Genomic DNA, 24,730 nt, shown 5'->3' on the forward strand with positions numbered 1-24,730 from the left:
GATGACCGACGTCCGGGAGGAACCTGTCCTGGTGCTGCTCGACCGGGACCCGAAGGGAGGGCTCGCGCGGTCGTCCGCCGGGCTGCTGGCCGCAGCGGCGTCGATCGGCAGCCCGGTGGCGCTCGTGGTCGGGCAAGGGCTCGACGGCGTCGACGGTGCCGACGGTGCCGGGGATGACCCGCCGCATGACCAGGCCCCTGCGCTGGCGGCCGGCTTCGGCGCCCGCCGCGTGCTGCTCGCCCCGGGCGACGCGGACCGGCTCGGGGTCCCCGTCGTGGACGCGCTCGCCGCCGCCGCAGAGCTCGTCCGGCCCGCCGCGGTGCTCGCCTCGCACTCGGTGGAGGGGAGGGAGGCGGCGGCGCGCTACGCCGTCCGGTCGCGCTCGGCGCTGGCGCTCGACGCCGTGGGGGTGTCCCGGGACGCCGAGGGCGTCGTCGCGCACCACGCGGCCTACGGCGGCACCTACCTCGTCGACTCGGCGGCGACCTTCGGCGCCCCGGTCGTCACCCTGCGCGTGGGCGCGGTCGACGACCGTGCCCCCGCCGTCGACGACGTGCGCGTCGAGGAGCTCGAGGTGCCGGCGTCGGGGCTGCCCGCCGCCACGGTGCTCGGCGTCGAGGCGGTCGAGTCCGGCTCCGCGCGGCCCGAGCTGCGCGGGGCGGCGACCGTCGTCTCCGGCGGCCGCGGGCTGGGGTCGGCCGAGGGGTTCGCGCTGGTCGAGCGCCTCGCCGACGCCCTCGGGGGCGCGGTGGGCGCGTCCCGGGCTGCGGTCGACGCGGGCTATGTGCCGGCGTCGTGCCAGGTCGGGCAGACGGGGGTGACCGTGTCTCCCCGGCTGTACGTGGCGCTGGGCATCTCGGGCGCGATCCAGCACCTCGCCGGCATGCAGACCGCCCAGACGATCGTCGTCGTCAACTCCGACGAGCACGCGCCGCTGTTCGAGATCGCGGACTTCGGCGTGGTGGGCGACGTGTTCGAGGTGGTGCCACAGCTCGTCGCGGCGCTCGAGGCGAGGCGGGACGCATGACCCGGCAGGGTCTGCCCCGCCGCCCAGGCGGGCCGCCGTGGCCGCCCGTGGATGCCGCGCGGACCGACGCGGCGGCCCCGGCGCCCGGCGCAGCGAGCGTGGCGGGGAGCACGAGCACCCGGACGGCGGACGACGCTGCGCCCGCCGGGGTCCGCCGTGGCCTCCCGCGCGTCCCCGCGTCCGCGGCGGGCGGCGTCCCGGCGGCCGGCGCGGGGCACGGACCCGGATCCGACGTCGCGACCGGGCCGGACACCGCAGGGGGACCGCCCCTGCGCCGTGGGCTGCCGAGGGTCGCCGGCGCGGAGCCGTGGCCGCCGGCGGGTACCGCGCCCGCGGGACACGGCCCGGCCGTGCTCGCGGTCGACGCCGGCCCGGCCGTCGTCGACCAGATCGGCGCGGGCCCGGCCGCCGTCGACGAGGGGTCCGTCACCGGCTCCGGGTCGCCCCTCTCCGACGTCGTCGAGGGTGCGGGCAGGTCGGGCACCACGACGCCAGGGGTCGACCGGCCCACCGTGTCGCCGCCCGACACCGGGCCGACGTCGACCCCGACGTCGACCCCGCCGGCCGCCCCCGCGCCGCGCCCCCGACGCCTCCCGGCGTGGGCGGCCCGCGCCGCGGTGCTGGCCGCCGGGGCGGTGGTCGTCCTCGGCCTGCTCGTCCTGGTCGCGCGCTGGTGGGTCGGCACCGGCACGGGGCAGCAGTTCCTCGCGGCCTACCCGGGCACCGCCCCGATGCCCTCCGACGCCCCGGTGGGCATCCCCGCGTGGCTGGCGTGGCAGCACTTCTTCAACGTGTTCCTGCTGGTGCTGGCGGTGCGGACCGGGCTGCAGGTGCGGCTGCAGCGCCGCCCCGCGGCGTCGTGGGCCCCGCGCGCGAACCCGGGGGCGAGGATCGGGCTCATGGCCTGGGCGCACCAGGCGCTCGACGTGCTCTGGGTGGTCAACGGTCTCGCCTACGTGGTGCTGCTGTTCGCGACCGGGCAGTGGATGCGGATCGTCCCGACCAGCTGGACCGTGGTGCCGGAGGCGCTGTCGGCCGGGATCCAGTACCTGACGTTGCAGTGGCCCACCGAGGACGGGTGGGTGCACTACAACGGCCTGCAGCAGCTGGCCTACTTCGCCACGGTGTTCGTCGCCGCACCCCTGGCGATCCTCAGCGGCCTGCGCATGAGCGTGTACTGGCGGTCGCGGCCCGTGGCGGACCGGCTCGTGCCGATCGGGCTCGCCCGGCGGGTCCACTTCCCGGTGATGCTCTACTTCGTCGCGTTCGTCGTCCTGCACGTCGGGCTCGTGCTCGCGACCGGGGCGCGGCGCAACCTCGAGCACATGTTCGCCGCCAGCGACGACGGCACCTGGATCGGCGTCGTGCTGTTCGGAGTTTCCGTCGTCGTCATCGCCGGTGCGGCCGCCGCACTGCGTCCCGTCGTCGTCGCGCCCGTCGCGCGCCGCTTCGGGACTGTCAGCAGCCGCTGACCCCCTGTTTCCCACCCGTTCCCCTCGTCGTGAAGGAGCGACCATGAACGACACCGTCGAGATCAAGAAGGGCCTCGCCGGGGTGACGGTCGACCGCACCGCGGTCTCGTCCGTCAACGCCGCGACCAACTCTCTGCTGTACCGCGGGTACCCGGTGCAGGAGCTCGCCGCGACCTCCTCGTTCGAGGAGGTGGTCCACCTGCTGTGGCACGGTGAGCTGCCCGACGCCGAGGAGCTGGCGCGCTTCACGGCGGCGGAACGGCGCCGGCGCGCGCTCGACCCCGACCTCGTGCGGGTGATCGACGGGCTGTCGTCGGGAGCCCACCCGATGGACGTGGTGCGCACGGCCGTGAGCATCCTCGGGACCGACGACCCGGACGCCTGGGACCACGCGCCGGACGCCGTCCTCGACAAGGCGCTCACGCTGTACGCGCAGCTGCCGACCGTCGTCGCCCACGTCCAGCGCCGCCGTCGTGGGCTGGAGCCCGTGGCCCCGCGCGACGACCTGGGCTACGCCGCGAACTTCCTATGGATGTCGTTCGGCGAGGAGCCTGACGAGGTCGCGTGCCGGGCGTTCGACGTCTCGATGACCCTGTACGCCGAGCACTCGTTCAACGCCTCGACGTTCGCGGCGCGCGTCGTGGCCTCGACCCTGTCGGACTACTACAGCGCGATCGTGGCCGCGATCGGTGCCCTCAAGGGCCCGCTGCACGGCGGGGCGAACGAGGCCGTCATGCACACCTTCGCCGAGATCGGGTCCGCCGACCGCGCGTCCGCCTGGCTCGACGAGGCGCTCGCCGAGAAGCGGAAGGTCATGGGCTTCGGCCACCGGGTCTACAAGCGCGGCGACTCGCGCGTGCCGACCATGAAGACCGCCCTCGACACCTTGGTCGAGCACTACGACCGCCCCGACCTGGCGGACCTCTACGATGCGCTCGAGGCGGAGTTCGTGGGGCGCAAGGGCATCTACCCCAACCTCGACTACCCGTCGGGACCCGCGTACCACCTCATCGGCTTCGACACCGAGCTGTTCACCCCGATCTTCGTCGCGTCGCGCATCGCGGGCTGGACGGCGCACGTCCAGGAGCAGCTCGCCTCCAACGCCCTGATCCGGCCGCTCAGCGCCTACGACGGCGTGCCCGAGCGGCACGTCGCCGGCTACGTGCCCGACGACGCCGCGCTCGCCGCCGCGACCCGCGAGGTGGAGCGGGCAGGGTGATCCTCACCCTCGGGCGATAGAACAGGTGTTCGAACAAGGGCTATCCTGCTTCCGTGGCAAGCAGGCGACGTGACAGGACCGAAGGGCCGCACGGCCCGATCGACAGGGTGCCCCTGCGCGACGCCGCGGAGGGAGCGCCCGGGAGGTCCCGCGACGGCGCGCGTGTCACGCGCCCCGAGCGCGGGATCCCCGTGCGCGCCTGGATCACGTCTCGCCAGTCCGGCGAGCAGCTCGTGGACGGGGAGGCGACGGCCTGGACCGACGCGCAGGTGCACGTGCGCTACGTCGACTCCCACGGACGGGAAGGGTTTGTCTGGCTGTGGGCGGGCGCGGTGAGGCGGCGCTGAGCAGGAGAGGTGCTACCGGCGCATCGCCGTCGGCGACGCACCGGTCACGCGCTGACGGCGAGGGGCGTCACGAAGGAGCGAGCCCCTCGCGGTGGCCGGCCGTCGTGCCGGTGCCGTCGCGCACGGCTGTCGAGCGGGCCGCCCGCGACCTAGCCTGAGACTGCGACCCGTGGCGGCCGTCGCCGCGTCCGCGCCGTCGAGAGGAGCACGTCATGAGGGACGTGCGCTGCATGCTCGGTATGCACAAGTGGCTCCGACGCCAGAACGAGGACTCCCAGTACCTCCTCTGCGCCCGGTGCGGGAAGGACCGGCCGACGGACGGTCGGGTGCCGCCGATCGGGCGGATGGCCTGAGGGCTTCCGCCGACGCTCTCCCTGCGCCCGGCTGCCGTGCCGTGTCGGCGAGAAGACGACGGACGGCGGCCCACCCCGCAGGGTGGGCCGCCGTTCGGGCGACGTCAGCGGGCCCTACCAGGGCCGCCGATCAGATGTCGTAGTACAGCTCGAACTCGTGGGGGTGCGGGCGCAGGCGGATCGGGTCGATCTCGTTGCTGCGCTTGTAGTCGATCCAGGTGGCGATGAGGTCCTCGGAGAAGACGTCGCCCTGCGTGAGGAACTCGTGGTCGCGCTCGAGGTTGTCGAGGGCCTCCTCGAGGGACGCGGGCACCTGGGCGATCTGCGCGTGCTCCTCGGGGGGCAGCTCGTACAGGTCCTTGTCGATCGGCGCCGGCGGCTCGATGCGGTTCTTGATGCCGTCGATGCCCGCGAGGAGCTGCGCAGCGAACGCGAGGTACGGGTTGGCCGTCGGGTCCGGCACGCGGAACTCGACGCGCTTGGCCTTCGGCGAGGAGCCGGTCACCGGGATGCGGATGCAGGCGGAGCGGTTGCGGGCCGAGTAGACCAGGTTGACCGGGGCCTCGTAGCCCGGCACCAGGCGGCGGTAGGAGTTCACCGACGGATTGGTGAAGGCCAGCAGCGACGGCGCGTGCTTGAGCAGGCCGCCGATGTACCAGCGGGCCGTGTCGGACAGGCCGCCGTAGCCCTTCTCGTCGTAGAACAGCGGCTCGCCGTTCAGCCACAGCGACTGGTGGGAGTGCATGCCCGAGCCGTTGTCGCCGAAGATCGGCTTCGGCATGAACGTGACGGTCTTGCCGTGCTGCCAGGCGACGTTCTTGATGACGTACTTGAACTTCATCAGGTCGTCGGCCGAGTGCAGCAGGGTGTTGAACCGGTAGTTGATCTCCTGCTGGCCGGCGGTGCCCACCTCGTGGTGCGCGCGCTCGACGTCGAGCCCGACCTCCGCCAGGACCGCGCACATCTCGTCACGCAGGTCGGCGAACTGGTCGTTGGGGGAGACGGGGAAGTAGCCGCCCTTGTAGCGGGTCTTGTACCCGAGGTTGCCGCCCTCCTCCTCGCGCCCCGTGTTCCACGCGGCCTCGACGGAGTCCAGGCTGTAGAAGCTCTCGTGCTGGTTCGTCGAGAAGCGCACGTCGTCGAAGATGTAGAACTCGGCCTCGGGGGCGAAGAACGCCGTGTCCGCGATGCCGGTCGACTTCAGGTACGCCTCCGCCTTGGCGGCGATCGTGCGCGGGTCCCGCGCGTAGGGCTCGTCCGTGAACGGGTCGACGATCGAGAAGTTCACGATGAGCGTCTTGCGCTTGCGGAACGGGTCCAGGTACGCCGTCGTGACGTCCGGCACCAGCTTCATGTCGGACTCGTGGATCGCCTGGAAGCCGCGGATCGACGAGCCGTCGAACATGAGGCCCTCGGTGAAGGAGTCCTCCGAGAACTGCTCCACGGGGATGTTGAAGTGCTGCATCACGCCCGGCAGGTCGATGAAGCGGACGTCGATGAACTCCACCCCCTCGCGACGGGTGAAGGCGATGGCCTCCTCGGCGTTCGTGAACATGCATGCACTCCTTGCGTGGATGGTGCCGTTCGGTCGGGGCCGCCGGACGGTTCCGAAGGACGGGTGCGGCGGGCTCGTGCTCACCGCTCGACGACCACGACCGTAGGGCGGCGGCGTTTCTCCGGCATGGCGCGATTGTTTCGAACACGTTACGGCGGTCGCGCCCGGAGCGCCGCGTAGCCTTGACGCATGGCATCGCGGGAGGACATGGGTTCGTGGCTCGAGGGCGGACGGCGGGAGGACGCCGGGAGCGGACGCCTGGGCCTCCCCGAGACCGGCTCCGGGTCGCTCGCCCGGCTCGGACGCCGGGCCGTGGCGCTCGTCGTGGACTGGGCGGTGGCGACACTGATCGCCTACCTGGTGACGAGCCCGGCGTCGTTCGCGGAGCTCAACTCCTGGGTCACCCTCGGCGTCTTCGCGCTGGAGAACCTGCTGCTCGTGAGCACCGTCGGCTTCACGATCGGCCACCGCCTGCTCGGGATGCAGGTGCGGACGCTCGGCGCTCCCGACGGCGTCGCCCCCGGGTTCGTGCGCGGCGCGGTCCGGACGTTTCTCCTGTGCCTCGTGATCCCCGCCGTCGTGTGGGACGGCGACGGGCGCGGGCTGCACGACCGTGCGGCGGGCACGGTGCTCGTGCGGCGCTGACGCCCTACGAGCACGCCGGCTGTCACGAGATCGACCCACCCGTCGCGACGTCGACCCTCGGTGGGTCGATCTCGCGGCGGGTGGGTCGATCTCGTGGGGACGCCGGTCAGCGCCCGCGAAGGCCCTTGCGGTCCGGCCGCGCCTTCATCGGGTCGACACCCTTGGGGATCGGCAGGCGGGCGCCACCGAGCGCCTTGAGCCGCTTCTTGACCTGGTCCGCCTCGGGCCGGGTGAGGGTGCGCTTGAGCTTCTGCACCTTCTTGGCGACCTTGGGGAGCGGGACCTGCCCCTCCTCGTTGCCGACCTGGATGAGGGTGATCGGCACGTTCGGCAGCACGCGCGCCGTCTTGCGGCGCTCGTCCTCGAGGAGGCGCTGCACCCGGTGGGACGGGCCCTCCGAGACGAGGACGACACCGGGACGGCCGACGCCCCGGAAGACGAAGTCCTGCGTGCGGGGGTTGATCGCGACCGGCTCGTCCGCGAACTCCCAGCCACCGCGGACCGTGCCGAGGGCGGCGCGGGCGGCGCCGGGCTGGCCCTCGATCTGCGTGTAGGCGGCCTTCTCGGCCTTGCGCGTCAGGGTGAACATCGCGCCCAGCGCGGCGAAGGGCACGCCGAGCACGACGATGTACAGGATCTGGAAGCCGGTCGGCAGGTCGAGCAGCAGCACGATCGCGGCGACGACCGCGAGGATCCCGACGAACACGCCGAGCATCAGCCACGTCACCGTGGGGTCCTGCTTGCGCGTCATCTGGTACGCGGCCCACACCTGGTGGTACCAGCGCTGCTTCTTGGGCTTCTTCTGCTTACCGGTGGCGTCGGCGGGCGCGCCGGCGTCGGACTTGGTGCGGGCCATGGTCAACCAGTCTAGTGGGCCCGCGGCGCAAGGAGGCTCGCGGCCTCCTGACGCGACGTCGTCGGCTCCGCGAGGTGCGCGAGCGAGTCCGGGATGGGCAGGCCGCGGCGCGTCATCGCCTGGCCCCACAGGCGGCCCGCGCGGTACGACGAGCGCACCAGCGGCCCGGCCATCACGCCCAGGAAGCCCATCTCCTCGGCCGCGTCGGACAGCTCGACGAACTCCTCGGGGCGCACCCAGCGGTCGACGGGGTGGTGGCGCAGCGACGGCCGCAGGTACTGCGTGATCGTCACGAGGTCGCAGCCGGCGTCGTGCAGGTCCTGCAGCGCGTCGCGGGCCTCGTCGAGAGTCTCGCCCATGCCGAGGATGAGGTTCGACTTGGTGACCAGGCCGGCCTCGCGCGCCCGGGTGAGCACGGACAGCGAGCGCTCGTAGCGGAACGCGGGGCGGATCTGCTTGAAGATGCGCGGCACCGTCTCGACGTTGTGCGCCATGACCTCGGGCCGCGACTCGTTGACGACGTCGAGGAGCTCGGGGATGGCGTTGAAGTCCGGGATGAGCAGCTCGACCCCGGTGCCGGGGTTGAGCGCGTGGATCTGGCGCACGGTCTCGGCGTACAGCCAGGCGCCGCCGTCGGCCAGGTCGTCGCGCGCAACGCCGGTGATGGTCGAGTACTTCAGCCCCATCGTGCGCACGGACTCGGCCACGCGGCGCGGCTCGTCGGCGTCGAAGTCCGCCGGCTTGCCCGTGTCGATCTGGCAGAAGTCGCAGCGCCGCGTGCACTGGTCGCCGCCGATGAGGAACGTGGCCTCGCGGTCCTCCCAGCACTCGAAGATGTTGGGACAGCCGGCCTCCTCGCACACCGTGTGCAGGCCCTCGCCCTTGACCAGGCCCTTGAGCTCCCGGTACTCGGGCCCCATCGTGGCCTTGGTCTTGATCCACTCGGGCTTCTTCTCGATGGGGGTGGCGGCGTTCCGGGCCTCGATGCGCAGCATGCGGCGGCCCTCGGGTGCGATCGTCACGGGTGTCTCCCGGTCGTCGTCGAGCAGGTGGACGTCGGGCGGGCCTGGCCTGTGCGGACCCTGACCGCCGGACCTGGTCAGACTACGGGAGCGGCGCGTCCCGGTGCGGGGGCCTGCTCACCGTGTGGACGTGACCTCAGCAACACCGCCGGGCTCGGCGGCGGTGGAGTGTGTGGCCGCCCGCAGCGGGTCGAGGTGGCGGCCGAGGGCGTCGACCAGCACCGTGCGGACGTCGTCGAGCGTCACGCGGCGGCCCGTCTCGATCGTCAGCGAGGTGACGTCGGCGTCGGTGATGCCGCACGGCACGATGCTGTCGAACCGGCTGAGGTCCGGGTCGCAGTTGAGCGCGATGCCGTGCATCGTCACGCCCTTCGCGGTCCGCACGCCGATCGCGCACACCTTGCGCTCGCGCCGCGTGGCGTCGGCGGCGAGCCAGACTCCCGTGCGGCCCTCGACCCGGATCGTGGGGAGCCCGACGCCCGCGCAGACCTCCATGACGGCCTCCTCGAGGGCGCGCACGTAGGCCACGACGTCGATGGGCTCCGCGAGGCGCAGGATCGGGTAGACGACCTGCTGCCCGGGGCCGTGCCAGGTGATCTTGCCGCCGCGGTCGACGTCGACGACCGGGGTGCCGTCGGTGGGGCGCTCGTCGCGGTGGGTCCGCCGGCCCGCGGTGTAGACGTCGGGGTGCTCCACGACGATCAGCGTGTCGGGACGGTCGCCGGCGACGACGTCGGCGTGCACGAGGCGCTGGAGCTCCCACGCCTCGTGGTAGTCGGTCAGTCCGGGCAGCGTCATCACGTCCACCCGGCCGAGGCTAGTCCTGGTCGGCCCCGCGCTGCGTCCGCACCAGGGTGACGAGGATCTCACGCAGCCGTGCGACGTCGTCGTCGCCGAGCCCCCGGGCGGTGAGGTCCTCGGCGGGCTGGAGCCGGCCGGCCTCCGCGGCGGCCCTGCGCCCGGTGTCGGTGACCGCGACGGCGCGGCGGCGGCGGTCCCGCGGGTCGTCGCCGCGGGTGACGTACCCGGCGCGCTCGAGCCGGGCGACGATACGGCTCATCGTCTGCTCGGTGACGCCGTTGAGCGCCGCGAGCTCGCGCTGCGTGCGCGGGCCGGCGAACAGGTGCAACAGCACGGGGAAGCCCGCGTGGTTGAGGTTCCAGCCGGCGAGGTGGGCGTTCCAGTCGTGCTCGATGCGGCGCACGACGGTGAACAGCAGCCTGCCGGTGGGCCACTCGGCGGGGTCGTCGCTCGTGGGGTCGACGGCGTCCGGCCACGCGTGGGTCCCGCCGTCACGCGTGGGTGCGCTGCCGTGAGCGTCGTCGTGCTGCACTTGCGTCCTCCCAGGGTCGCACCTCAGAATACTCAGCATGCTGAGTAATAGGGCGCGGGGCGATCGGGGTCGAGGTCTGTTGCGAGGCCTCGTCATTCTGGCAGCGATCGGGGTGTGGCTCGCCATCGGCGCGTTCGGTGGGCAGGCCCAGGGCAACCTGAGCAGCGTCCAGACCAACGACAACGCGGCGTTCCTGCCCGCGAGCGCCGAGTCCACGCAGGCCGCGGAGCTCGCCGAGCAGTTCACGGACTCCGAGACGCTGCCCGCCCTGGTCGTCGCGGAGACCTCCGACGGTTCCGACCTCACGCGCGAACAGCTCGCCGACGTCCAGGCGTTCGCGGACTCGATCGCCGACGCGCCCCTCGAGGGGACCTCGGGCGACGAGCCGCGCACCGTGGGAGACCTCAGCATCGCGGACCCGGTCGTGGTGCCGTCCGAGGACAAGCAGGCCGCTCTGGTCGTCGTCTCGCTCGACGCCGCCCAGGCGTCCGAGGATCTCGGGGCCGACGAGACGAGCGGCTCCGAGCTCGCGGTCGGGGCGCTGCGCGCGCTCGCCGAGTCGGACGTCGCGGACGGCGGCCTCGCGGGGACGGGGCTCGACTCCTGGGTGACGGGGCCCGCGGGCTTCGTCGCGGACCTGGTGAGCGCGTTCGGCGCGATCGACACCGTGCTGCTGCTCGTCGCCCTCGGCGCGGTCCTGGTGATCCTCGCGCTCGTGTACCGCTCGCCCGTCCTGCCGTTCGTCGTGATCTTCACGGCGGTCCTGGCCCTGTGCCTCGCCGGCCTGGTGGTCTACCAGCTCGCCGCGAACGACGTGCTGACGCTGAACGGCCAGTCCCAGGGCATCCTGTCGATCCTCGTGGTGGGCGCGTCGGTGGACTACGCCCTGCTCCTGGTGGCGAGGTACCGCGAGGAGCTGCGGGCCACGGCCTCCCCGTACACCGCGATGCGGCGCGCCGTCCGCGCCTCGATCGAGCCGATCGCGGCCAGCGCGGGCACGGTGATCGTCGGTCTCCTGTGCCTCCTGTTGTCCGACCTGTCCTCGAACCGCAGCCTCGGGCCGGTCGCGGCCATCGGCATCGTCGCGGCCTTCCTGTCGGCGATGACGCTGCTGCCGGCGATGCTGCTCGTCGGCGGGCGCCGGGCGCGCTGGGTCTTCTGGCCGCGGGTCCCGCACGCGCTCGGCCGGCACTCCGACGCCCCCGAGGCGCCGGAGCCCGTCGACCCGACGACGGCCACCACCGCCGTCGCTAGAGCGGGCGTTGCGGGCACTGCGGGCACTGCGGACGACACGCACGTCGAGATCGCCGGGCACGGCGTGTGGTCCCGCGTCGCCGCGTTCGTCGGTCGCCACGACCGCGTCGTGTGGGTCGTGACCGCCGTCGTGCTCGCGGCCGGTGCCGCGTTCGTTCCGACGCTCGACGCGAACGGCACCGGCGACTCCGAGGTGTTCCTCACGCAGGTCGACTCGGTCGACGGCGAGGAGGCGCTCACGCGCCACTTCGAGGGTGTCTCCGCGCAGCCCGCGATCGTCGTCGCGCCCCAGGACGACGCCGACGCGATCGTGCAGGCCGCGAAGGACACCGACGGGATCACGGCCGCGACGGTCGTGACGGACCAGCCGGCCACCGCGCCGGGCATGCCCGCACAGGGCGACCCCCTCGTCGTGGACGGGCAGGTGCGCGTCGACGTCACCACCGAGGCCCCGTCCGACAGCCAGGAGGCCGTCGAGACCGTCTCCGCGCTGCGGACCGCGGTGCACGACGTCAGCCCGGACGCGCTGGTGGGAGGTGCGGCCGCCGAGCGCCTCGACACGCAGCTCGCGGGCCAGCACGACCTGCGCGTGATCGTGCCGGTGGTGCTCGTGGTGATCCTCCTGATCCTCGTGCTGCTGCTGCGGTCGGTGCTCGCCGCCGTGCTGCTCATGACGGCGAACGTGCTCTCGTTCGGGTTCGCCCTCGGCGTCGCCGCCCTCCTGTTCAACCACGTGCTGGGCTTCCCGGGCGCCGACCCGGCCGTGCCGCTGTACGCGTTCTGCTTCCTCGTGGCGCTCGGGGTGGACTACTCGATCTTCCTCATGACCCGCGTGCGCGAGGAGAGCCTGCAGGTGGGCACCCGCCGGGGCGTGCTGAGGGGGCTGGCGGTGACGGGCTCGGTCATCACGTCGGCCGGCGTCGTGCTCGCCGCGACGTTCGCCGCGCTCGGCGTGATCCCGCTGCTGTTCCTCGCGCAGCTCGCGGTCATCGTCGCGTTCGGCGTGCTCGTCGACACGCTCGTCGTGCGCAGCCTCCTGGTGCCCGCGCTCGTGCACGACGTCGGTGACCGGGTCTGGTGGCCGTCCCGGCTGGGCCGCCGCGCGTCCGGGACGGCGCCCGCGCCCGCGTCCGAGGTCACGCCGTCGAGTCGATGAGCTCCAGCAGCGCGCGGGCGGCGTCCCGGATGTCGGTGTGGTCGTACTGGCCCGCCCGGCTCTCCAGCGACACCACCGCGCACCGGTGGACCTTCGACAGATCGCCGTAGGGGAACGACACCGCCTGCTTCGTCTCGGGGTTCTCGTCGTCGTCCACGCCCAGGTGCCAGTGCCGGAACTCGGTCCAGCCCTCGCGGTCGACGAAGCGGTTTTCCGCGTCGGCGCCCGGGGCGTGCTCGCTCCAGTCGTCCCGCTCGTCGCGCACCACGCGGCCCTCGCGCACCAGGGCGCGGGCCTGCTCCAGGCCGGGCTGGTTCAGTCGTGTCGCCATCGTCGTGGCTCCCTCCGGTCGACCCGTCGGTGGGCCGTGCACCGGCCCACCTCCGGTCTACGGGAGGTGCCGGTTGCCCACCACCGGCAGCCGCATGGCTCGCCGGGGCGGTGCCGCGGCGCGAGGCGCGGCGTCGGGCACGATGGACGGCATGGTCACGGACGAGGCGACAGTGGCGGGCGCGACCGACGGCGCGACGGCGGCACCGCCGCGGCTGGCGATCGTCGGGTACGGGGGAGCGGGCCGGGAGATCCATGCCCGCCTGGCCGCGGAGGCCGGGCTGCCCGTCACGGCCGTCGTGACGCGCGACCCCGGACGGCGCAACCAGGCCGCGGGGGACTGGCCCGGGGCCAGGCTGGTGTCGGACCTGGACGAGCTGATCGCGGCTCGCCGCTCCTACGACCTGGTCGTCGTCGCCAGCCCCACCACCCTGCACGCCGAGCAGGCCGCGGCCCTCGCCCGCGCTGGGATCCCGTTCGTGCTCGACAAGCCGATCGGGCTCGACGCGCACCAGGCGCGCGCCGTCGTCGAGGAGGCGGCCGCCACCGGCACCCCGTTCACCGTCTTCCAGAACCGGCGCTGGGACCCCGAGCAGCTCGCCCTGGTCAGCCTGCTCGACGCGGGAGAGCTGGGCGACGTGCACACGTTCGAGCGGCGGTGGGAGCGCTGGCGGCCGGTCCCGCGTCAGCGGTGGAAGGAGAACGACCCGGTCGGCGGCGGGCTGCTGCTCGACCTGGGCCCGCACCTCGTGGACTCGGCGACCCAGCTGTTCGGCCGTGTGGAGTCCGTCTGGGCGCAGACCCGCAGGCTCACGACGCCGACGGAGGACGACGTCTTCCTCGTGCTGCAGCACGAGGCCGGCGGGGGTCGCGCGGCGAGCCCGCACGGCGTGGTGTCGCGGCTCTGGGCGGGGTCGGTCGTCGGGGCGCCGGGCCCCCGCACCCGGGTGCTCGGGTCGCAGGGCGCCTATTTGGTCACGACGTTCGAGCAGGACGCCTCTCCGCTCGAGCCGCTGGACGACGACGCGCCCGAGGGCTCGGTGGGCTGGTTCACGCGCGGCCGCGATCGGAGGGCCGTGCCGGCGGCACCGGGTGGGCACGCGGACTTCTACCGGGCGCTGGGTCCGTGGTTGCACGGGGAGGAGCCCCCGCCCGTCGACCCCGCCGACGCGGTGCGCACCGCCGAGGTGCTGGACGCCGCCCGGGTGTCCGCCCGCGAAGGGCGTCGCGTCGCCCTCTGAGACCGCGTGCCTGTGGATGACGGCGACGGCCGGGCGCGCCGAGGGTGTTCGATGGCCGGGTGCCGACCGAGACGCTGCCGATCCCGACCGACGCCGGCGCGCGCGACGCCCTCCTGGAACGGGTGCGCACGCTCACCTCGCTGCGCCACCCGTGCGTGGAGCCCGTGGTCGCCGCGGACGTGGGCGACGACGGGAGCCTTGTGCTGCGGCGCGGGGGCGGGGCGACCGACCTCCCCACCGTGCTCGCCGTCCGAGGACGGCTCACGTCACGGGAGGCGTCGGGCGTCCTCGTCGCGGTCGCCCGGGGGCTCGCCGCGTTGCACAGCGCGGACCTGAGGCAGGGGAGCCTGCGGGCCCAGGACGTGGTGCTCGCCCCCGGCGGGGACGCGCTCCTGCGACCGCGTGCCGCGCCGGGCGGGGGCTCCCCGGACGGGGTCGGCGCCGACGGAGGCGAGTCCGACCCCGTGGCCGGCGAGGCGGGGGACGTGCACGCCCTCGCGACGCTCGTCGCCGAGCTGCTCGGCGACCGCAGCGACGACGACGCGGTCGCGCTGCGGGCCGTCCTCGCCCCGGCGTCCGCGCCGGACCCGCGGGTGCGTCCCGAGGCGGGCACGCTCGCGGCCCAGGCCGACGCCGCCGTGCCGGGCGAGCCCGTGCGCCTGCCCGAGCCGGCCGCGCTCGCGGCGGCGTCCCTCGGACGGCGGCCCCCTACGCCGGAGGCAGGACAGGGGCCCGCGTCGGCGGCGGGAGGGCGGGGCCGGCGCCGAGCCGTCCGGCACACGGACGGTCGCGCCGTCGGGCGACCGCCGAGCAGGTCGTCGCGCCGCCTCCTGCCGTCCCGGCGTGCCCTTCGCCCGCGGCGGGCGCTCGGCGTCGTCAGCGTGGTCGGCGCGGTCGGGGTGGTCGGGGTGCTGACGGCCGTCGCCCTCCAGGTGCAGGGCCCCGGGGACGCGGCCGGTCCCGGTGCCGGGCCGGGGGAGAGCGTGGGGCAGGGGGCCGTGACCGCGCAGGACGCGGCGTCACCGGCGGCGCCGGACCCCACGCAGGAGCGCGCAGACCCCGCGTCCGCGGCCGCGGAGCTCACCCGCCGCCGCGTCGTGCTGCTCGCCGACGGGGCGACGGACTGCGGGGCGCTGGGCGCCGTGGACCTGCCCGGGTCGGCGGCCCACGAGGCCGACGCCGCGCTGCTCGAGGAGGCGGAGCGCGCCGGTACGCGCGTGCGTGGCGCCGAGGCCCGGGTGGAGGGCGCGCGCGTCGAGCGGGACCTGGGCGACGAGGCGGACGTGGTCGTGCGCTACGTGGTCGGCGCCCACGAGCAGGTGGCCGCCGACGGCACCGTCACCGCGGTCCCCGCGACGGACGTGCGCTCCGCGACCCTGCGGCTCGCCTGGACGAGCGACGGCTGGCGGGTCGCCGAGGTGTCCTGACCCGGCTCCGGGTGCCGCCTCGACGACGAAGGGCGTCCCGGCCGCAGCCGGGACGCCCTTCGTCGGTCAGGGACGGGGAGCGGTCAGAGACCGACCTCGGCCTCGAACGCGCCCTCCTCGATGCGTGCCTTGATGGCGGTGAGGAACCGCGCGGCGTCCGCCCCGTCGACCAGGCGGTGGTCGTAGGAGAGGAACAGGTACGCGAACTGGCGGATGGCGATGGTCTCCTCGCCGTCCGGGCCCGTCACGACGGCCGGCTTCTTGGTGATCGTGCCGGTGCCGAGGATCGCGACCTGCCCGCCGGGGACGATCGGCGTGTCGATGAGCGCGCCGCCCGAACCGGTGTTCGTGATCGTGAAGGTCGCGCCGGACAGCTCGTCCGGGCCCACCTTGTTGGCCCGGGTGCGGGCACCCAGGTCGCCGATCTGCCGGGCGATGCCCGCCAGGTTGAGGTCGCCGGCGTTCTTGATGACCGGGACGACCAGGCCGCGCTCGGTGTCGACGGCGATGCCGACGTTCTCCGCCGGGTGGTAGGTGATCTCGCCCTTGTCCTGGTCGATCGAGGCGTTGATCTTCGGGAACGCCTTGAGCGCCTCGACCGCGGCCAGCGTGTAGAACGGCAGGTAGGTGAGGTTCGCACCCTCGCGGGCCTTGAACGACTCCTTGGCCTTCGCGCGCAGCTTGGCGACCTTGGTGACGTCCACCTCGACCACGGTGGTGAGCTGGGCCTGCGTGTGCAGGGCCTCGACCATGCGCTCGGCGACGATCTTGCGCAGCCGCGACATCTTCTCCGTGGTGCCGCGCAGCGGGGAGACCGGCAGCGTGGCCGGAGCCTTGGCGGCCGGGGCCGCGGCGGGAGCGGCCGCAGCAGCGGGCGCGGGGGCGGCGGCCTTCTCGGCCGCGGCGAGCACGTCCTCCTTGCGGATGCGGCCGCCGACGCCGGTGCCCTGGATGGCCGAGACGTCCACGCCCTTCTCCGCGGCCAGCTTGCGCACCAGCGGCGTGAGGTAGGAGCCCTTGCCCGCCGCGGGAGCGGAGGCCGGGGCGGGGGCCGCCGGGGCGGCGGGAGCCGGAGCCTGGGCCGGAGCAGCGGGTGCGGGGGCCTTCGGGGTCTCGGCGGCCGGGGCCGGTGCAGCGGGCTGCTCCGGCTTCTCGGGGGCGCCCACGGGCTCGGGGGCCTTCGCCGGCTCGGGCTCGGCCGGCGCGGCGGGCGCGGCCGGGGCCGCGGCGCCGGAGCCGACGATCGCCAGGACGGCGCCGACCTCGACGGTCGCGTCCTCCTCGACGAGGAGCTGCTGCACGGTGCCCGCCACGGGCGACGGGATCTCGGTGTCGACCTTGTCGGTCGAGACCTCGAGCAGCGGCTCGTCGACCTCGACCGAGTCGCCGACGGCCTTGAGCCAGCGGGTCACGGTGCCCTCGGTGACGGACTCGCCCAGCGCGGGCAGCGTCACCTCGGTGCCCTCGCCACCACCGGCGGCGGGAGCCTCGGCGGCGGGCGCCTCGGCGGCCGGGGCCTCCGGGGCAGGCTCGGGCTCGGCCGGGGCGGCGGGCTGCTCGGGCTCCGCGGGGGCCTCGGGCTCGGCGGCGGGGGCCTCGGCGGCCGGGGCGGCGTCGCCACCACCGGCACCGGAGCCGTCGCCGACGACGGCGAGGTTGGCGCCGACCTCGACGGTCTCGTCCTCCTCGACGAGGATCTGCTCGAGCACGCCGGCGACCGGCGAGGGGATCTCCGTGTCGACCTTGTCGGTCGAGACCTCCAGCAGGGGCTCGTCGACGGCGACGGTGTCGCCGACGGCCTTGAGCCATCGGGTGACGGTGCCCTCGGTGACGGACTCGCCGAGTGCAGGGAGCTGCACGTTCTCAGACATGACCTGTGGAGTCTCCTTCGATCAGTGGGTCAGGCGACGAGCCGAGGCGAGCCGGTTTGCCGGCCCGCGACACATGGGGTTGCCGCGTTCTGGTCACTGCCTGCCATCTTGTCACCTCCACAGGGTGCGCCCCAATCGTTCGGGGGTCCGGGTTGGTGTGACGCTGGGTACACCTGACCGCCCCATGACCTCCAGGACACCTCCGGGCGGTCTCCTGACCGTGACGCCGACGGCGGAGGTAGTCTCGCGCCATGTCGCTCAGGACCTCGCTGGGACGCCTGCTGGGCAGGTCGTCGTCGCCGGCCCCCGGTGCACCGCCGTCGTCGGGGTCGAGGGGCGAGACGATCGCCCACCTGCAGGAGTTCGTCCGCACCCGGGTGGGCGTGGAGGCCTACGTGGAACCGCCGAACGCGCAGACCCCGACGACCGTCCTGCTGGTGGCGACGACGGGCGAGTGGACGCGTCGCCGGGTCCCGGACGAGCGGACCGGCTTCGAGGTGGCGCGGTCGCTGGGGGTGCCGGTCTACAACGTGCGGTTCACCGGCTACCCGCAGCGCATGCGCGACTGGACGTCGGCGCAGCGGCGCAAGCACTGAGCAGGGCGGGCAGCAGCGGCATGGACGGCGGCGGCGAGCGCTGGTCGGAGGTGGCCGACGCGTGGGCCGAGCTGTGGGGCTCGTTCGCCGCGCCGGTGTGGGAGCCGCTGCTCACCACGGCGCGGGTCGGCCCGGGAGCACGCGTGCTCGACGTCGGATGCGGCACCGGTGAGCTGGTCGGGCACCTCGTGCGCGCCGGCGCCGTCGCCGCGGGCGTCGACCCCGCCCCGGCGATGGCCGGCAGGGCGCGCGAGCGGAACCCCGGCGCGACGGTCCGGGAGGGCGACGTCGAGCACCTGCCGTTCGCCGACGACTCCTTCGACGCGGTCCTCGCGGTCAACGCCCTGCAGTTCGCCGACGACGTCGACGACGCCCTGGCCGAGGTTGCCCGCGTGCTGGTCCCGGGCGGCCGGGTGGGGATCGCGAGCTGGGCGGAGGGCGCGCGCAACGACCTCGACGTCGTCGAGCGCGCCGTCGCCGCGGCCTACGAGGAGGACGTGCCGCCCGACGGCCCGCTGCGCGCGGCGGGCGGTCTCGAGGCGGCGCTCGCCGGCGGCGGCCTCGACGTCGTGGCCGCGGGCGTCGTCGACGTCCCCTGGGCCGTGCCCGACGACGACCGCCTGGTGCGCGGCGTCCTGCTCGGCGAGGACGAGGCGACGATGGCCGAGCTGGCGCCGGCGGTGCTGACCGCCGCGGCACCGTTCCGCACCGCGGGCGGGGGCTACCGTCTGGCGAACGCGTTCCGGTGGGCGGTGGCACGCGCGACCTGAGCCGACGCGACGACGCCCGCCCACCGGGGACGGTGAGCGGGCGCCGTCGGCGTCGGGGGCGGCGTCAGGCGCCGGCGCGCCCCTCGAGGAACGCGAGCATCGTGCGCACGCCGACGCCGGTGCCGCCGGCGGGCGTGTACCCGAACGACGAGCCCTCGTTGTACGACGGACCGGCGATGTCGAGGTGCGCCCACGGGGTGTCACCGACGAACTCGGCGAGGAAGTGCGCCGCGAACAGCATGCCGCCCCAGCGGCTGGGGGCGGAGTTGACCATGTCGGCGACGGTGGACTTGAGGCCCGCCTTGAGCTCGGCGGGCATCGGCATCGGCCAGAACGGCTCGCCGGCGGCGTCGGCCGCGGCCTTGACCTCGTCACGCACCGCTTCGGTGCCCATGACGCCGGAGGTGCGGCTGCCGAGCGCGACCATCTGGGCGCCGGTGAGGGTCGCGATGTCCAGGACGACGTCGTGCCCGTCCTCGACGGCGGCGACGAGCCCGTCCGCCATGACCAGGCGGCCCTCGGCGTCGGTGTTCGTGACCTCGACGGTCTTGCCGCCGCGGATGGTGATGACGTCGGCGGGGCGCTGGGCGTTGCCGCCCGGCATGTTCTCCGCGAGGCACAGGTATCCCGTCACGGCGACCGGCAGGCCCAGGCGCGCGGCCGCGAGGACCGTGTGCAGCACGGCGGCGGCGCCCGCCATGTCCGACTTCATGGTCGGCATGCTGGCCGGCGGCTTGAGCGAGATGCCGCCGGTGTCGAACGTGATGCCCTTGCCGACGATGGCGACCTTTTCGGTGGCCTTGGCGGGCGCGTACGACAGCTTCACGAGGCGCGGCCCGCGCGACGAGCCCTGACCCACGCCCACGAGGCCGCCGTAGCCGCCGGCCGCGAGCTGCTTGTCGTCGAGCACGGTGATCTTGACGCCCTTGACGCCCTTGGCCGCGGCGCGGGCCGCGTCGGCGAAGGCCGCCGGGTACAGCTCGTTCGGCGCGTCGTTGACCAGGTCGCGGGTGCCGTGCACGGCCGCGGCGAGCACCTCGGCGCGCGCGACCGCGGCCTTGGCACGCCCGGAACGCGAGAACGGCGTGACGACCTGGATGCTGCCGACGGCGCCCTTGGTGTCCTTGCCGGTGCGGTACCGCGTGTAGGAGTAGGCGCCGAGCAGCGCGCCCTCGACGACCGCGCCGAGCTCGTCCTCGTCCACCGCGGGCAGCGCCACGGCGACCGTGGCGGTCCCGGCGAGCTCCCGGCTGGCGGCGCCGGCCGCGGACCGCAGCACCTCGTGCGGGAACGTGCCGTCCGAGGCGCGCTCGCCGAGCCCGGCGAGGACGACGACGTCGGCGGCGACGCCGTCGCCGGCGGGCACGCGCCGCACCTCGTCGCGGGCGCCGCTGACCCCGAGGCGGGGGGCGAGGGTCTCGATCTGGCGCACGAAGGCCTCGGGCAGCTGGTCCGCGACGACGGCCACGCCGTCCGAGGTGGAGCACGTCCCGACGACGAGCGCGTCGACCTTGAGAGAGCTGGGATTCTTGCCGGTAAGGGTGAGGTCTGCCACGCGCCGATGCTATCCCCGACCCGCGGCGGCCGTCGGGCGGCCGGCGGCCGGTAGTCTGCGGGCGTGGTCCTTCCCCTGCTCATCGTCGTCCTGCTGGCGTGCGCCGCGCTCGCCGGGTGGGCGCTGTGGTTCGTCGTCCAGGACCGCGCCGTGATCCTCAAGCAGCTCATCGGCGCCGCCGTCGTCGAGGCGCTCGTCGTCGTGCAGGCCGTGGTGGCCGGTGTCCTCATGGTCACGCGTGACCACCCGGTCGACGGGCCGCTGTTCTGGGGCTACGTCGCCACCGCGCTGGTGGTGCTGCCGATCGCGGCGATCTGGGCGTTCGCGGAGCGCACCAAGTGGTCGTCGGTGGTGCTGGCGGTCGCCGCCCTCACGGTGGCCTTCCTCGACTGGCGGCTCTGGCAGATCTGGGGGGCGGCATGAGCGGCACCGCACCCGCCCCGGGCGGGCGGCGGACGGGCTCCGGCTTCGGCCGTCTGCTGGTCACGGTCTACGGCATCCTCGCCTTCGCGGCGATCGGCCGGTCGTCGTACGAGCTGGCCACCAAGTTCTCCGAGGCGCCCGTCGCCTACTCCCTGTCCACCCTGTCCGCCGTGGTGTACGTGCTCGCGACCGTCGCGCTCGCCAAGGGCGGGCCGCGCTGGCGCGTCGTCGCCTGGGTGACCGTCGGCTTCGAGGCCGTCGGCGTGCTCGCGGTGGGCGCCGCCTCGGCGGCCTCACCCGACGTCTTCGGCGAGACGACCGTGTGGTCCGGCTTCGGCCAGGGCTACGGTTACGTGCCGCTCGTGCTGCCGTTCGTCGGGCTGTGGTGGCTGTGGCGCACCCGCCCGAGCGCGACGCCCGACGACGACGCCTCGACGAGGCCCGCGCCCGCAGCCCCCGACCCGGAGGTCCGATGAGCCCGTACTCCCTGCTCTTCAACGGCGTGTTCCGCCGCATGGACCCCGAGCGCGCGCACGAGCTCGCGTTCGGCGCGATCTCGCTGGCCGGGCGCGTCCCGGTCGTGCGGGACGTCGTCCAGGGCGCCCTCGCCCCGTACCTGGGCCGCGGCAGCGGCGGCCCGGGCAGCATCGAGGTGCTCGGCCGCACCGTGCCCGCGCCGTTCGGCCTGGCGGGCGGGTTCGACAAGAACGCCCGCGCGATCCGCGGCCTGACGATGCTCGGCTTCGGGTTCGTGGAGATCGGCACCGTCACCCCCCGGCCGCAGCCCGGCAACGAGACGCCGCGCATGTGGCGCGAGCTCGACGTGCGCGGCATCCGCAACCGCATGGGGTTCAACAACGAGGGGGCCGCCGCCGCGGCGGCCCGGCTGCGCGAGCTGCGCGCCACGCCCGCGGGCCGTGCCGTCGTCGTCGGCGCGAACATCGGCAAGAACAAGACGACGCCCGCCGAGGCCGCGGCCGACGACTACGCCGCCTGCGCGCGCGAGCTTGCCCCGTGGGCCGACTATCTCGTGGTGAACGTCTCGTCCCCGAACACCCCGGGGCTGCGCGACCTGCAGACCACGGCCGAGCTCCGCCCGATCCTCACGGCCGCGCGCACCGCGGCCGACGAGGCCACCGCCGCCGCGGGCACGCGCCGGGTGCCGCTGCTGGTGAAGATCGCCCCGGACCTCGCGGACGACGACGTCGACGCCGTGGCCGACCTGGTCACGGAGCTCGGCCTGGACGGCGTCGTCGCCGTGAACACGACCATCGGGCACGACCGCGGTCCGGGCGGGCTGTCGGGCCCACCGCTGCTCCGCCGCGGGCTCCAGGTCGTCGCGCGGCTGCGCGAGCGCCTCGGGCCAGACCCAGCGATCATCGGCGTCGGCGGCATCGCGAGCGCCGACGACGTGCGCGCCTACCTGCGGGCGGGGGCCGACCTCACGCAGGGCTACACCTCGTTCATCTACTCCGGGCCGTTCTGGCCGTCGCGCGTCAACCGCGCGCTGACGCGCACGCGCGGGTCGGTCGCGGCCGGCAGCATCGACCGCGGGGACGGCGCCTCCGGGAGCGCAGCATGATCCGGCCGCGGTGGGAGTGGGCGCTGGACGACGCCGACGGCCGTGCGCTGAGCGTGCCGAGCCCGGTCTTCACGACGCAGTACGACGCGGAGCAGTGGCTCGGGGAGCACTGGCGGGAGCTGGCGGCCGCAGGCGCGACCCTGGCCCGCCTGCTGCACGACGGCTCGCAGGCGACGCCGGGCGTGGTGCTGCCGTCGGTCTGACGGCGAGCGCGGCGCCGGCGCTCAGGCGCCCGGTGCCACCTGCGCCCAGGCCCGGGCGAGCCGGGGCACGGCGGAGGCGAGCTGGTCCGGCTCGCGCGTGAAGGTCAGCCGCACGCGGTCGCGCGACGACCGGTCCGGGGTGAACGCCGGCCCGGGCGTGACCAGGACGCCGTGGCGCACGGCGGCGGCGGCCAGCGCCTGGGCGAGGGGACGCCCCAGGTCGGCCCAGAGACACAGCCCGCCCCCCGGCACGGGCACCCGCCAGCCCGGCAGGGCGTCGCGGACCAGGTCGACGAGCAGGTCGCGCCGCGCCCGGAGCTCCGCGACACGGCCCGGCAGGATCGCGTCGGCGCGGCGCAGCAGCTCGACGACGGCGAGCTGCTCGAGCACCGGCGTCGCGATGTCGGCCGACTCGCGCACGCGCGCCAGGCGGCGCACCACCTGCGGGTCGGCGCGGACCCAGCCGACGCGGACGCCGCCCCAGAACGACTTCGACGCCGACCCGATCGTCACGACGTGCGGGGACGTGCCGTCGCCCGCGAACGGCTCCGGCACGCGCGCGCCCGGGTCGAGGGCGAGGTCGGTGAGGGTCTCGTCGCCCACGATCGTCGTGCCCGTGCGGTCGGCGAGGTCGCGCACCGCCGCCCGCGCCTCGGCGGACATCGTGGCACCGGTGGGGTTGTGGAAGTCCGGGACGAGGTAGACGAGCCGGGGCCGGGCGCGTCGCACCGCCGAGGCGAGCGTCTCGACGTCGCCGACGGGCACCCCGATCACGCGCCCGCCGAGCCGTCGTGCCGGCTCGAGCGCGTGGAAGTACGTGGGCGACTCGACGACGGCGGTCTCGCCGCGCCCGACGAACGCCGTGGTGAGCACGGAGATCGCCTGCTGCGCGCCGGTGGTGACGAGGATCTGCTCCGGCGTGGTCGGCACGCCGCGCGCCGTGTAGCGGTCGGCGATCGCCGCGCGCAGCACCTCCAGCCCCAGGTGGGCGTAGCCGCCGGTGGCGAGGTAGCCGGGCAGCACCTCGAGGGCTGCGAGGTAGGCGTCGTGCAGGGCGGAGGTGGCCGACGGGGTCGCCTGGGCGAGATCGACGGGAGTGCCGTCCGGCTCGTCGCCGGCCGGGTCCGCGGGGGCGTCGCCCGCCGCGACGACGGGGACGCTCCCGTGCACCGGGCCGGCGCCGCGCGGCAGCGTGGTGACCGTGCCGGACCCGACGCGGCTGGCGAGGAAGCCGAGCTCGCGCAGGCGGGCGTAGGCGCCGGACGTCGTGGTGCGCGAGACCGCCAGGGCCGTCGCGAGCTCCCGCTCGCTGGGGATCCGGGTGAGCGGGGGGAGGTTGCCGGAGAGCACCGCGGCGCGCAGGGCGTCGGCCAGCGCGAGGTAGGCGGGCCCGCCGGCGCGCCAGTCGCCGAGGAGCCGTGCCGTGGCCGCGGGGGAGAGCTGCCGGACGGCGGGCGGCGCGGCGGACGCGGGGGAGGGGGAGGCGACGGTCACGGGGCCACTGTGGCTTGAATGGATATGGATTGCAAGGCCATTGGTGCCCGAAGGTGGGACCATGAGCACGACACGCGCCTCCGTCCGCCGCACGCCCCGCCGCCTCCACCGCCGTCCCTCGCGGACGGCGCCGCCGCGCCGCCGGGTCGTGCCGGTCCTGCCGAGCACCGGCCCGGCCGCCCGCCCGGCCTCGTCCCGGGGTGGTGCGCCCCGCACCCCGGCGGACGCCGCTGCAGGCACGGCGGCGGAGCCGCGGGCGGCGTCGATGGCGCCCGTCCGTCGCGGGGTCCAGCTGGTCGTCGGGCTGCTCGCCTTCGCGTGGTCGATGGCGATGGTGCTGCACGCGGGTCAGGGTGCGATGCCCTGGGACGTGCTGAACCAGGGCATCGTGCGCAGCACCGGGCTCGGGTTCGGAGCCGTCGTCGCGCTGTCGTCGGTGCTCGTGCTGCTCCTCTGGCTGCCGCTGCGGCAGCGGCCCGGGATCGGCACCGTCGCGAACGTCACGGTCCTCAGCCTGGCGATCGGGCCGAGCCTGGCCGCCATGGCGTGGCTCGCGCCCGACCCGGGGCCGGTCGCGCGTGTCGCGCTCGCCGTCGGCGGCATCGTCCTGAACGGCGTCGCCACCGCCACCTACATCGGCGTGCGCCTCGGGCCCGGCCCCCGCGACGGCCTCATGACAGGGCTGGTGCGCCGCACCGGCTGGTCCGTGCGCCTCGTGCGCACCGGCATCGAGGTGGCGGTGGTGCTCGTCGGCGTCCTGCTCGGCGGGACGTTCGGCTGGGCGACGATCGCCTACGCGCTGGGCGTGGGCCCCGTGGTCCAGGCCACCGTGCGCTGGCGGTGGCTGGTGCCGACGGGCCTCACGGAGTCGGCCGGCCCCGTGGCGCGCACCTCGGACCCGTCACCGGCGGGCGCGGACGTCGCACGGCGCGGTCGCGAGATCTCCCGCGCCCTGGACGTCATCGCCCGGGAGCACCGCGACCGCTGACCTCCATTCAC

General features: G+C 74.8%; 25 protein-coding genes. 16 read left to right on the plus strand and 9 right to left on the minus strand.

Going from position 1 to position 24,730, the window contains the following annotated elements; genetic code table 11:
* The first annotated feature begins 1 nt into the window (after position 1).
* The 5 genes from ACH436_RS02195 to ACH436_RS02215 all read left to right on the plus strand — a co-directional run bounded on the left by ACH436_RS02195 (position 2) and on the right by ACH436_RS02215 (position 4,418).
* Positions 2–1,027: an electron transfer flavoprotein subunit alpha/FixB family protein gene (locus ACH436_RS02195; protein WP_430558538.1), complete on the plus strand. Its 1,026-nt coding sequence runs from the start codon at positions 2–4 to the stop codon at positions 1,025–1,027.
* Positions 1,024–2,499, plus strand: a complete 1,476-nt coding sequence (locus ACH436_RS02200) for a cytochrome b/b6 domain-containing protein (protein ID WP_430558539.1) — start codon at positions 1,024–1,026, stop codon at positions 2,497–2,499. The genes ACH436_RS02195 and ACH436_RS02200 overlap by 4 nt, the downstream gene beginning before the upstream one ends.
* Positions 2,500–2,542: 43 nt before the next feature.
* Positions 2,543–3,718 carry a bifunctional 2-methylcitrate synthase/citrate synthase gene (locus tag ACH436_RS02205; protein ID WP_430558540.1) on the plus strand — a complete coding sequence of 392 codons (1,176 nt, stop codon included), beginning with the start codon at positions 2,543–2,545 and terminating at the stop codon, positions 3,716–3,718.
* A 53-nt stretch (positions 3,719–3,771) separates the two neighbouring features.
* Positions 3,772–4,065, plus strand: coding sequence for a hypothetical protein (locus tag ACH436_RS02210; protein ID WP_430558541.1), 294 nt, complete (start codon positions 3,772–3,774; stop codon positions 4,063–4,065).
* Positions 4,066–4,277: 212 nt separating this feature from the next.
* Positions 4,278–4,418 (plus strand): hypothetical protein, encoded by a 141-nt coding sequence (locus ACH436_RS02215; RefSeq protein ID WP_430558542.1) that lies wholly within the window; start codon positions 4,278–4,280, stop codon positions 4,416–4,418.
* Positions 4,419–4,548: 130 nt separating this feature from the next.
* Here the strand turns inward: ACH436_RS02215 and glnA are convergent, their stop codons facing one another.
* Complete coding sequence (glnA, locus tag ACH436_RS02220; RefSeq protein WP_430558543.1) at positions 4,549–5,973, minus strand: type I glutamate--ammonia ligase; 1,425 nt, start codon at positions 5,971–5,973, stop codon at positions 4,549–4,551.
* A gap of 189 nt (positions 5,974–6,162) precedes the next feature.
* On the opposite strand from glnA, the gene ACH436_RS02225 reads away from it, so the two are divergent.
* Positions 6,163–6,618 carry an RDD family protein gene (locus ACH436_RS02225; RefSeq protein WP_430558544.1) on the plus strand — a complete coding sequence of 152 codons (456 nt, stop codon included), beginning with the start codon at positions 6,163–6,165 and terminating at the stop codon, positions 6,616–6,618.
* Between the two features lie 106 nt (positions 6,619–6,724).
* Here the strand turns inward: ACH436_RS02225 and ACH436_RS02230 are convergent, their stop codons facing one another.
* From ACH436_RS02230 to ACH436_RS02245, 4 genes are all read right to left on the minus strand, one after another.
* A complete protein-coding gene (locus tag ACH436_RS02230; protein WP_430558545.1) occupies positions 6,725–7,474 on the minus strand; it encodes a DUF4191 domain-containing protein in 750 nt (249 codons plus the stop codon).
* A gap of 11 nt (positions 7,475–7,485) precedes the next feature.
* Complete coding sequence (lipA, locus tag ACH436_RS02235; RefSeq protein WP_430558546.1) at positions 7,486–8,496, minus strand: lipoyl synthase; 1,011 nt, start codon at positions 8,494–8,496, stop codon at positions 7,486–7,488.
* 117 nt (positions 8,497–8,613) lie between these two features.
* Positions 8,614–9,294: a lipoyl(octanoyl) transferase LipB gene (lipB, locus tag ACH436_RS02240; protein WP_430559134.1), complete on the minus strand. Its 681-nt coding sequence runs from the start codon at positions 9,292–9,294 to the stop codon at positions 8,614–8,616.
* A gap of 19 nt (positions 9,295–9,313) precedes the next feature.
* Positions 9,314–9,829: a MarR family winged helix-turn-helix transcriptional regulator gene (locus tag ACH436_RS02245; RefSeq protein WP_430558547.1), complete on the minus strand. Its 516-nt coding sequence runs from the start codon at positions 9,827–9,829 to the stop codon at positions 9,314–9,316.
* A 112-nt stretch (positions 9,830–9,941) separates the two neighbouring features.
* Between ACH436_RS02245 and ACH436_RS02250 the strand changes: the two genes are divergently transcribed.
* On the plus strand, positions 9,942–12,239 hold the full coding sequence (locus ACH436_RS02250) for an MMPL family transporter (RefSeq protein ID WP_430558548.1): 2,298 nt from the start codon (positions 9,942–9,944) through the stop codon (positions 12,237–12,239).
* Here ACH436_RS02250 and ACH436_RS02255 read toward each other — a convergent pair.
* Positions 12,220–12,570 (minus strand): hypothetical protein, encoded by a 351-nt coding sequence (locus ACH436_RS02255; protein ID WP_430558549.1) that lies wholly within the window; start codon positions 12,568–12,570, stop codon positions 12,220–12,222. The genes ACH436_RS02250 and ACH436_RS02255 overlap by 20 nt on opposite strands.
* A 151-nt stretch (positions 12,571–12,721) precedes the next feature.
* Here ACH436_RS02255 and ACH436_RS02260 point away from each other — a divergent pair, with 151 nt between their 5' ends.
* Together ACH436_RS02260 and ACH436_RS02265 are read left to right on the plus strand one after the other, a co-directional pair.
* Entirely contained in the window at positions 12,722–13,810 is a 1,089-nt protein-coding gene (locus ACH436_RS02260) for a Gfo/Idh/MocA family protein (protein WP_430558550.1), read from the plus strand.
* A gap of 59 nt (positions 13,811–13,869) precedes the next feature.
* Positions 13,870–15,237 carry a hypothetical protein gene (locus tag ACH436_RS02265; protein WP_430558551.1) on the plus strand — a complete coding sequence of 456 codons (1,368 nt, stop codon included), beginning with the start codon at positions 13,870–13,872 and terminating at the stop codon, positions 15,235–15,237.
* Positions 15,238–15,320: 83 nt separating this feature from the next.
* Here the strand turns inward: ACH436_RS02265 and sucB are convergent, their stop codons facing one another.
* A complete protein-coding gene (sucB, locus tag ACH436_RS02270; protein ID WP_430558552.1) occupies positions 15,321–17,108 on the minus strand; it encodes a 2-oxoglutarate dehydrogenase, E2 component, dihydrolipoamide succinyltransferase in 1,788 nt (595 codons plus the stop codon).
* A gap of 251 nt (positions 17,109–17,359) precedes the next feature.
* Here sucB and ACH436_RS02275 point away from each other — a divergent pair, with 251 nt between their 5' ends.
* Together ACH436_RS02275 and ACH436_RS02280 are read left to right on the plus strand one after the other, a co-directional pair.
* A complete protein-coding gene (locus ACH436_RS02275; RefSeq protein ID WP_430558553.1) occupies positions 17,360–17,704 on the plus strand; it encodes an oxidoreductase in 345 nt (114 codons plus the stop codon).
* A 20-nt stretch (positions 17,705–17,724) separates the two neighbouring features.
* The gene (locus tag ACH436_RS02280) at positions 17,725–18,474 is read left to right on the plus strand and encodes a class I SAM-dependent methyltransferase (RefSeq protein ID WP_430558554.1); all 750 of its coding nucleotides are present in this window, start codon (positions 17,725–17,727) and stop codon (positions 18,472–18,474) included.
* Between the two features lie 64 nt (positions 18,475–18,538).
* Here the strand turns inward: ACH436_RS02280 and ACH436_RS02285 are convergent, their stop codons facing one another.
* Positions 18,539–20,029 carry a leucyl aminopeptidase gene (locus ACH436_RS02285; RefSeq protein WP_430558555.1) on the minus strand — a complete coding sequence of 497 codons (1,491 nt, stop codon included), beginning with the start codon at positions 20,027–20,029 and terminating at the stop codon, positions 18,539–18,541.
* Between the two features lie 63 nt (positions 20,030–20,092).
* On the opposite strand from ACH436_RS02285, the gene ACH436_RS02290 reads away from it, so the two are divergent.
* The 4 genes from ACH436_RS02290 to ACH436_RS02305 are packed head-to-tail and all read left to right on the plus strand — an operon-like array spanning position 20,093 to position 22,237.
* Positions 20,093–20,452 carry a hypothetical protein gene (locus ACH436_RS02290; protein ID WP_430558556.1) on the plus strand — a complete coding sequence of 120 codons (360 nt, stop codon included), beginning with the start codon at positions 20,093–20,095 and terminating at the stop codon, positions 20,450–20,452.
* Positions 20,449–20,928: a hypothetical protein gene (locus tag ACH436_RS02295; protein ID WP_430558557.1), complete on the plus strand. Its 480-nt coding sequence runs from the start codon at positions 20,449–20,451 to the stop codon at positions 20,926–20,928. Before ACH436_RS02290 ends, ACH436_RS02295 begins: the two co-directional genes overlap by 4 nt.
* On the plus strand, positions 20,925–22,034 hold the full coding sequence (locus ACH436_RS02300; RefSeq protein WP_430558558.1) for a quinone-dependent dihydroorotate dehydrogenase: 1,110 nt from the start codon (positions 20,925–20,927) through the stop codon (positions 22,032–22,034). The genes ACH436_RS02295 and ACH436_RS02300 overlap by 4 nt, the downstream gene beginning before the upstream one ends.
* Entirely contained in the window at positions 22,031–22,237 is a 207-nt protein-coding gene (locus ACH436_RS02305) for a hypothetical protein (protein ID WP_430558559.1), read from the plus strand. The genes ACH436_RS02300 and ACH436_RS02305 overlap by 4 nt, the downstream gene beginning before the upstream one ends.
* A 21-nt stretch (positions 22,238–22,258) precedes the next feature.
* Here the strand turns inward: ACH436_RS02305 and ACH436_RS02310 are convergent, their stop codons facing one another.
* Positions 22,259–23,731 (minus strand): PLP-dependent aminotransferase family protein, encoded by a 1,473-nt coding sequence (locus ACH436_RS02310; protein ID WP_430558560.1) that lies wholly within the window; start codon positions 23,729–23,731, stop codon positions 22,259–22,261.
* 61 nt (positions 23,732–23,792) lie between these two features.
* Here ACH436_RS02310 and ACH436_RS02315 point away from each other — a divergent pair, with 61 nt between their 5' ends.
* Positions 23,793–24,719, plus strand: a complete 927-nt coding sequence (locus tag ACH436_RS02315) for a YitT family protein (protein ID WP_430558561.1) — start codon at positions 23,793–23,795, stop codon at positions 24,717–24,719.
* Positions 24,720–24,730: the final 11 nt, after the last annotated feature.

Origin of the sequence: Isoptericola sp. NPDC019693 (genome assembly GCF_044389085.1) — a bacterium.
Classification (GTDB): Bacteria; Actinomycetota; Actinomycetes; order Actinomycetales; family Cellulomonadaceae; genus Isoptericola.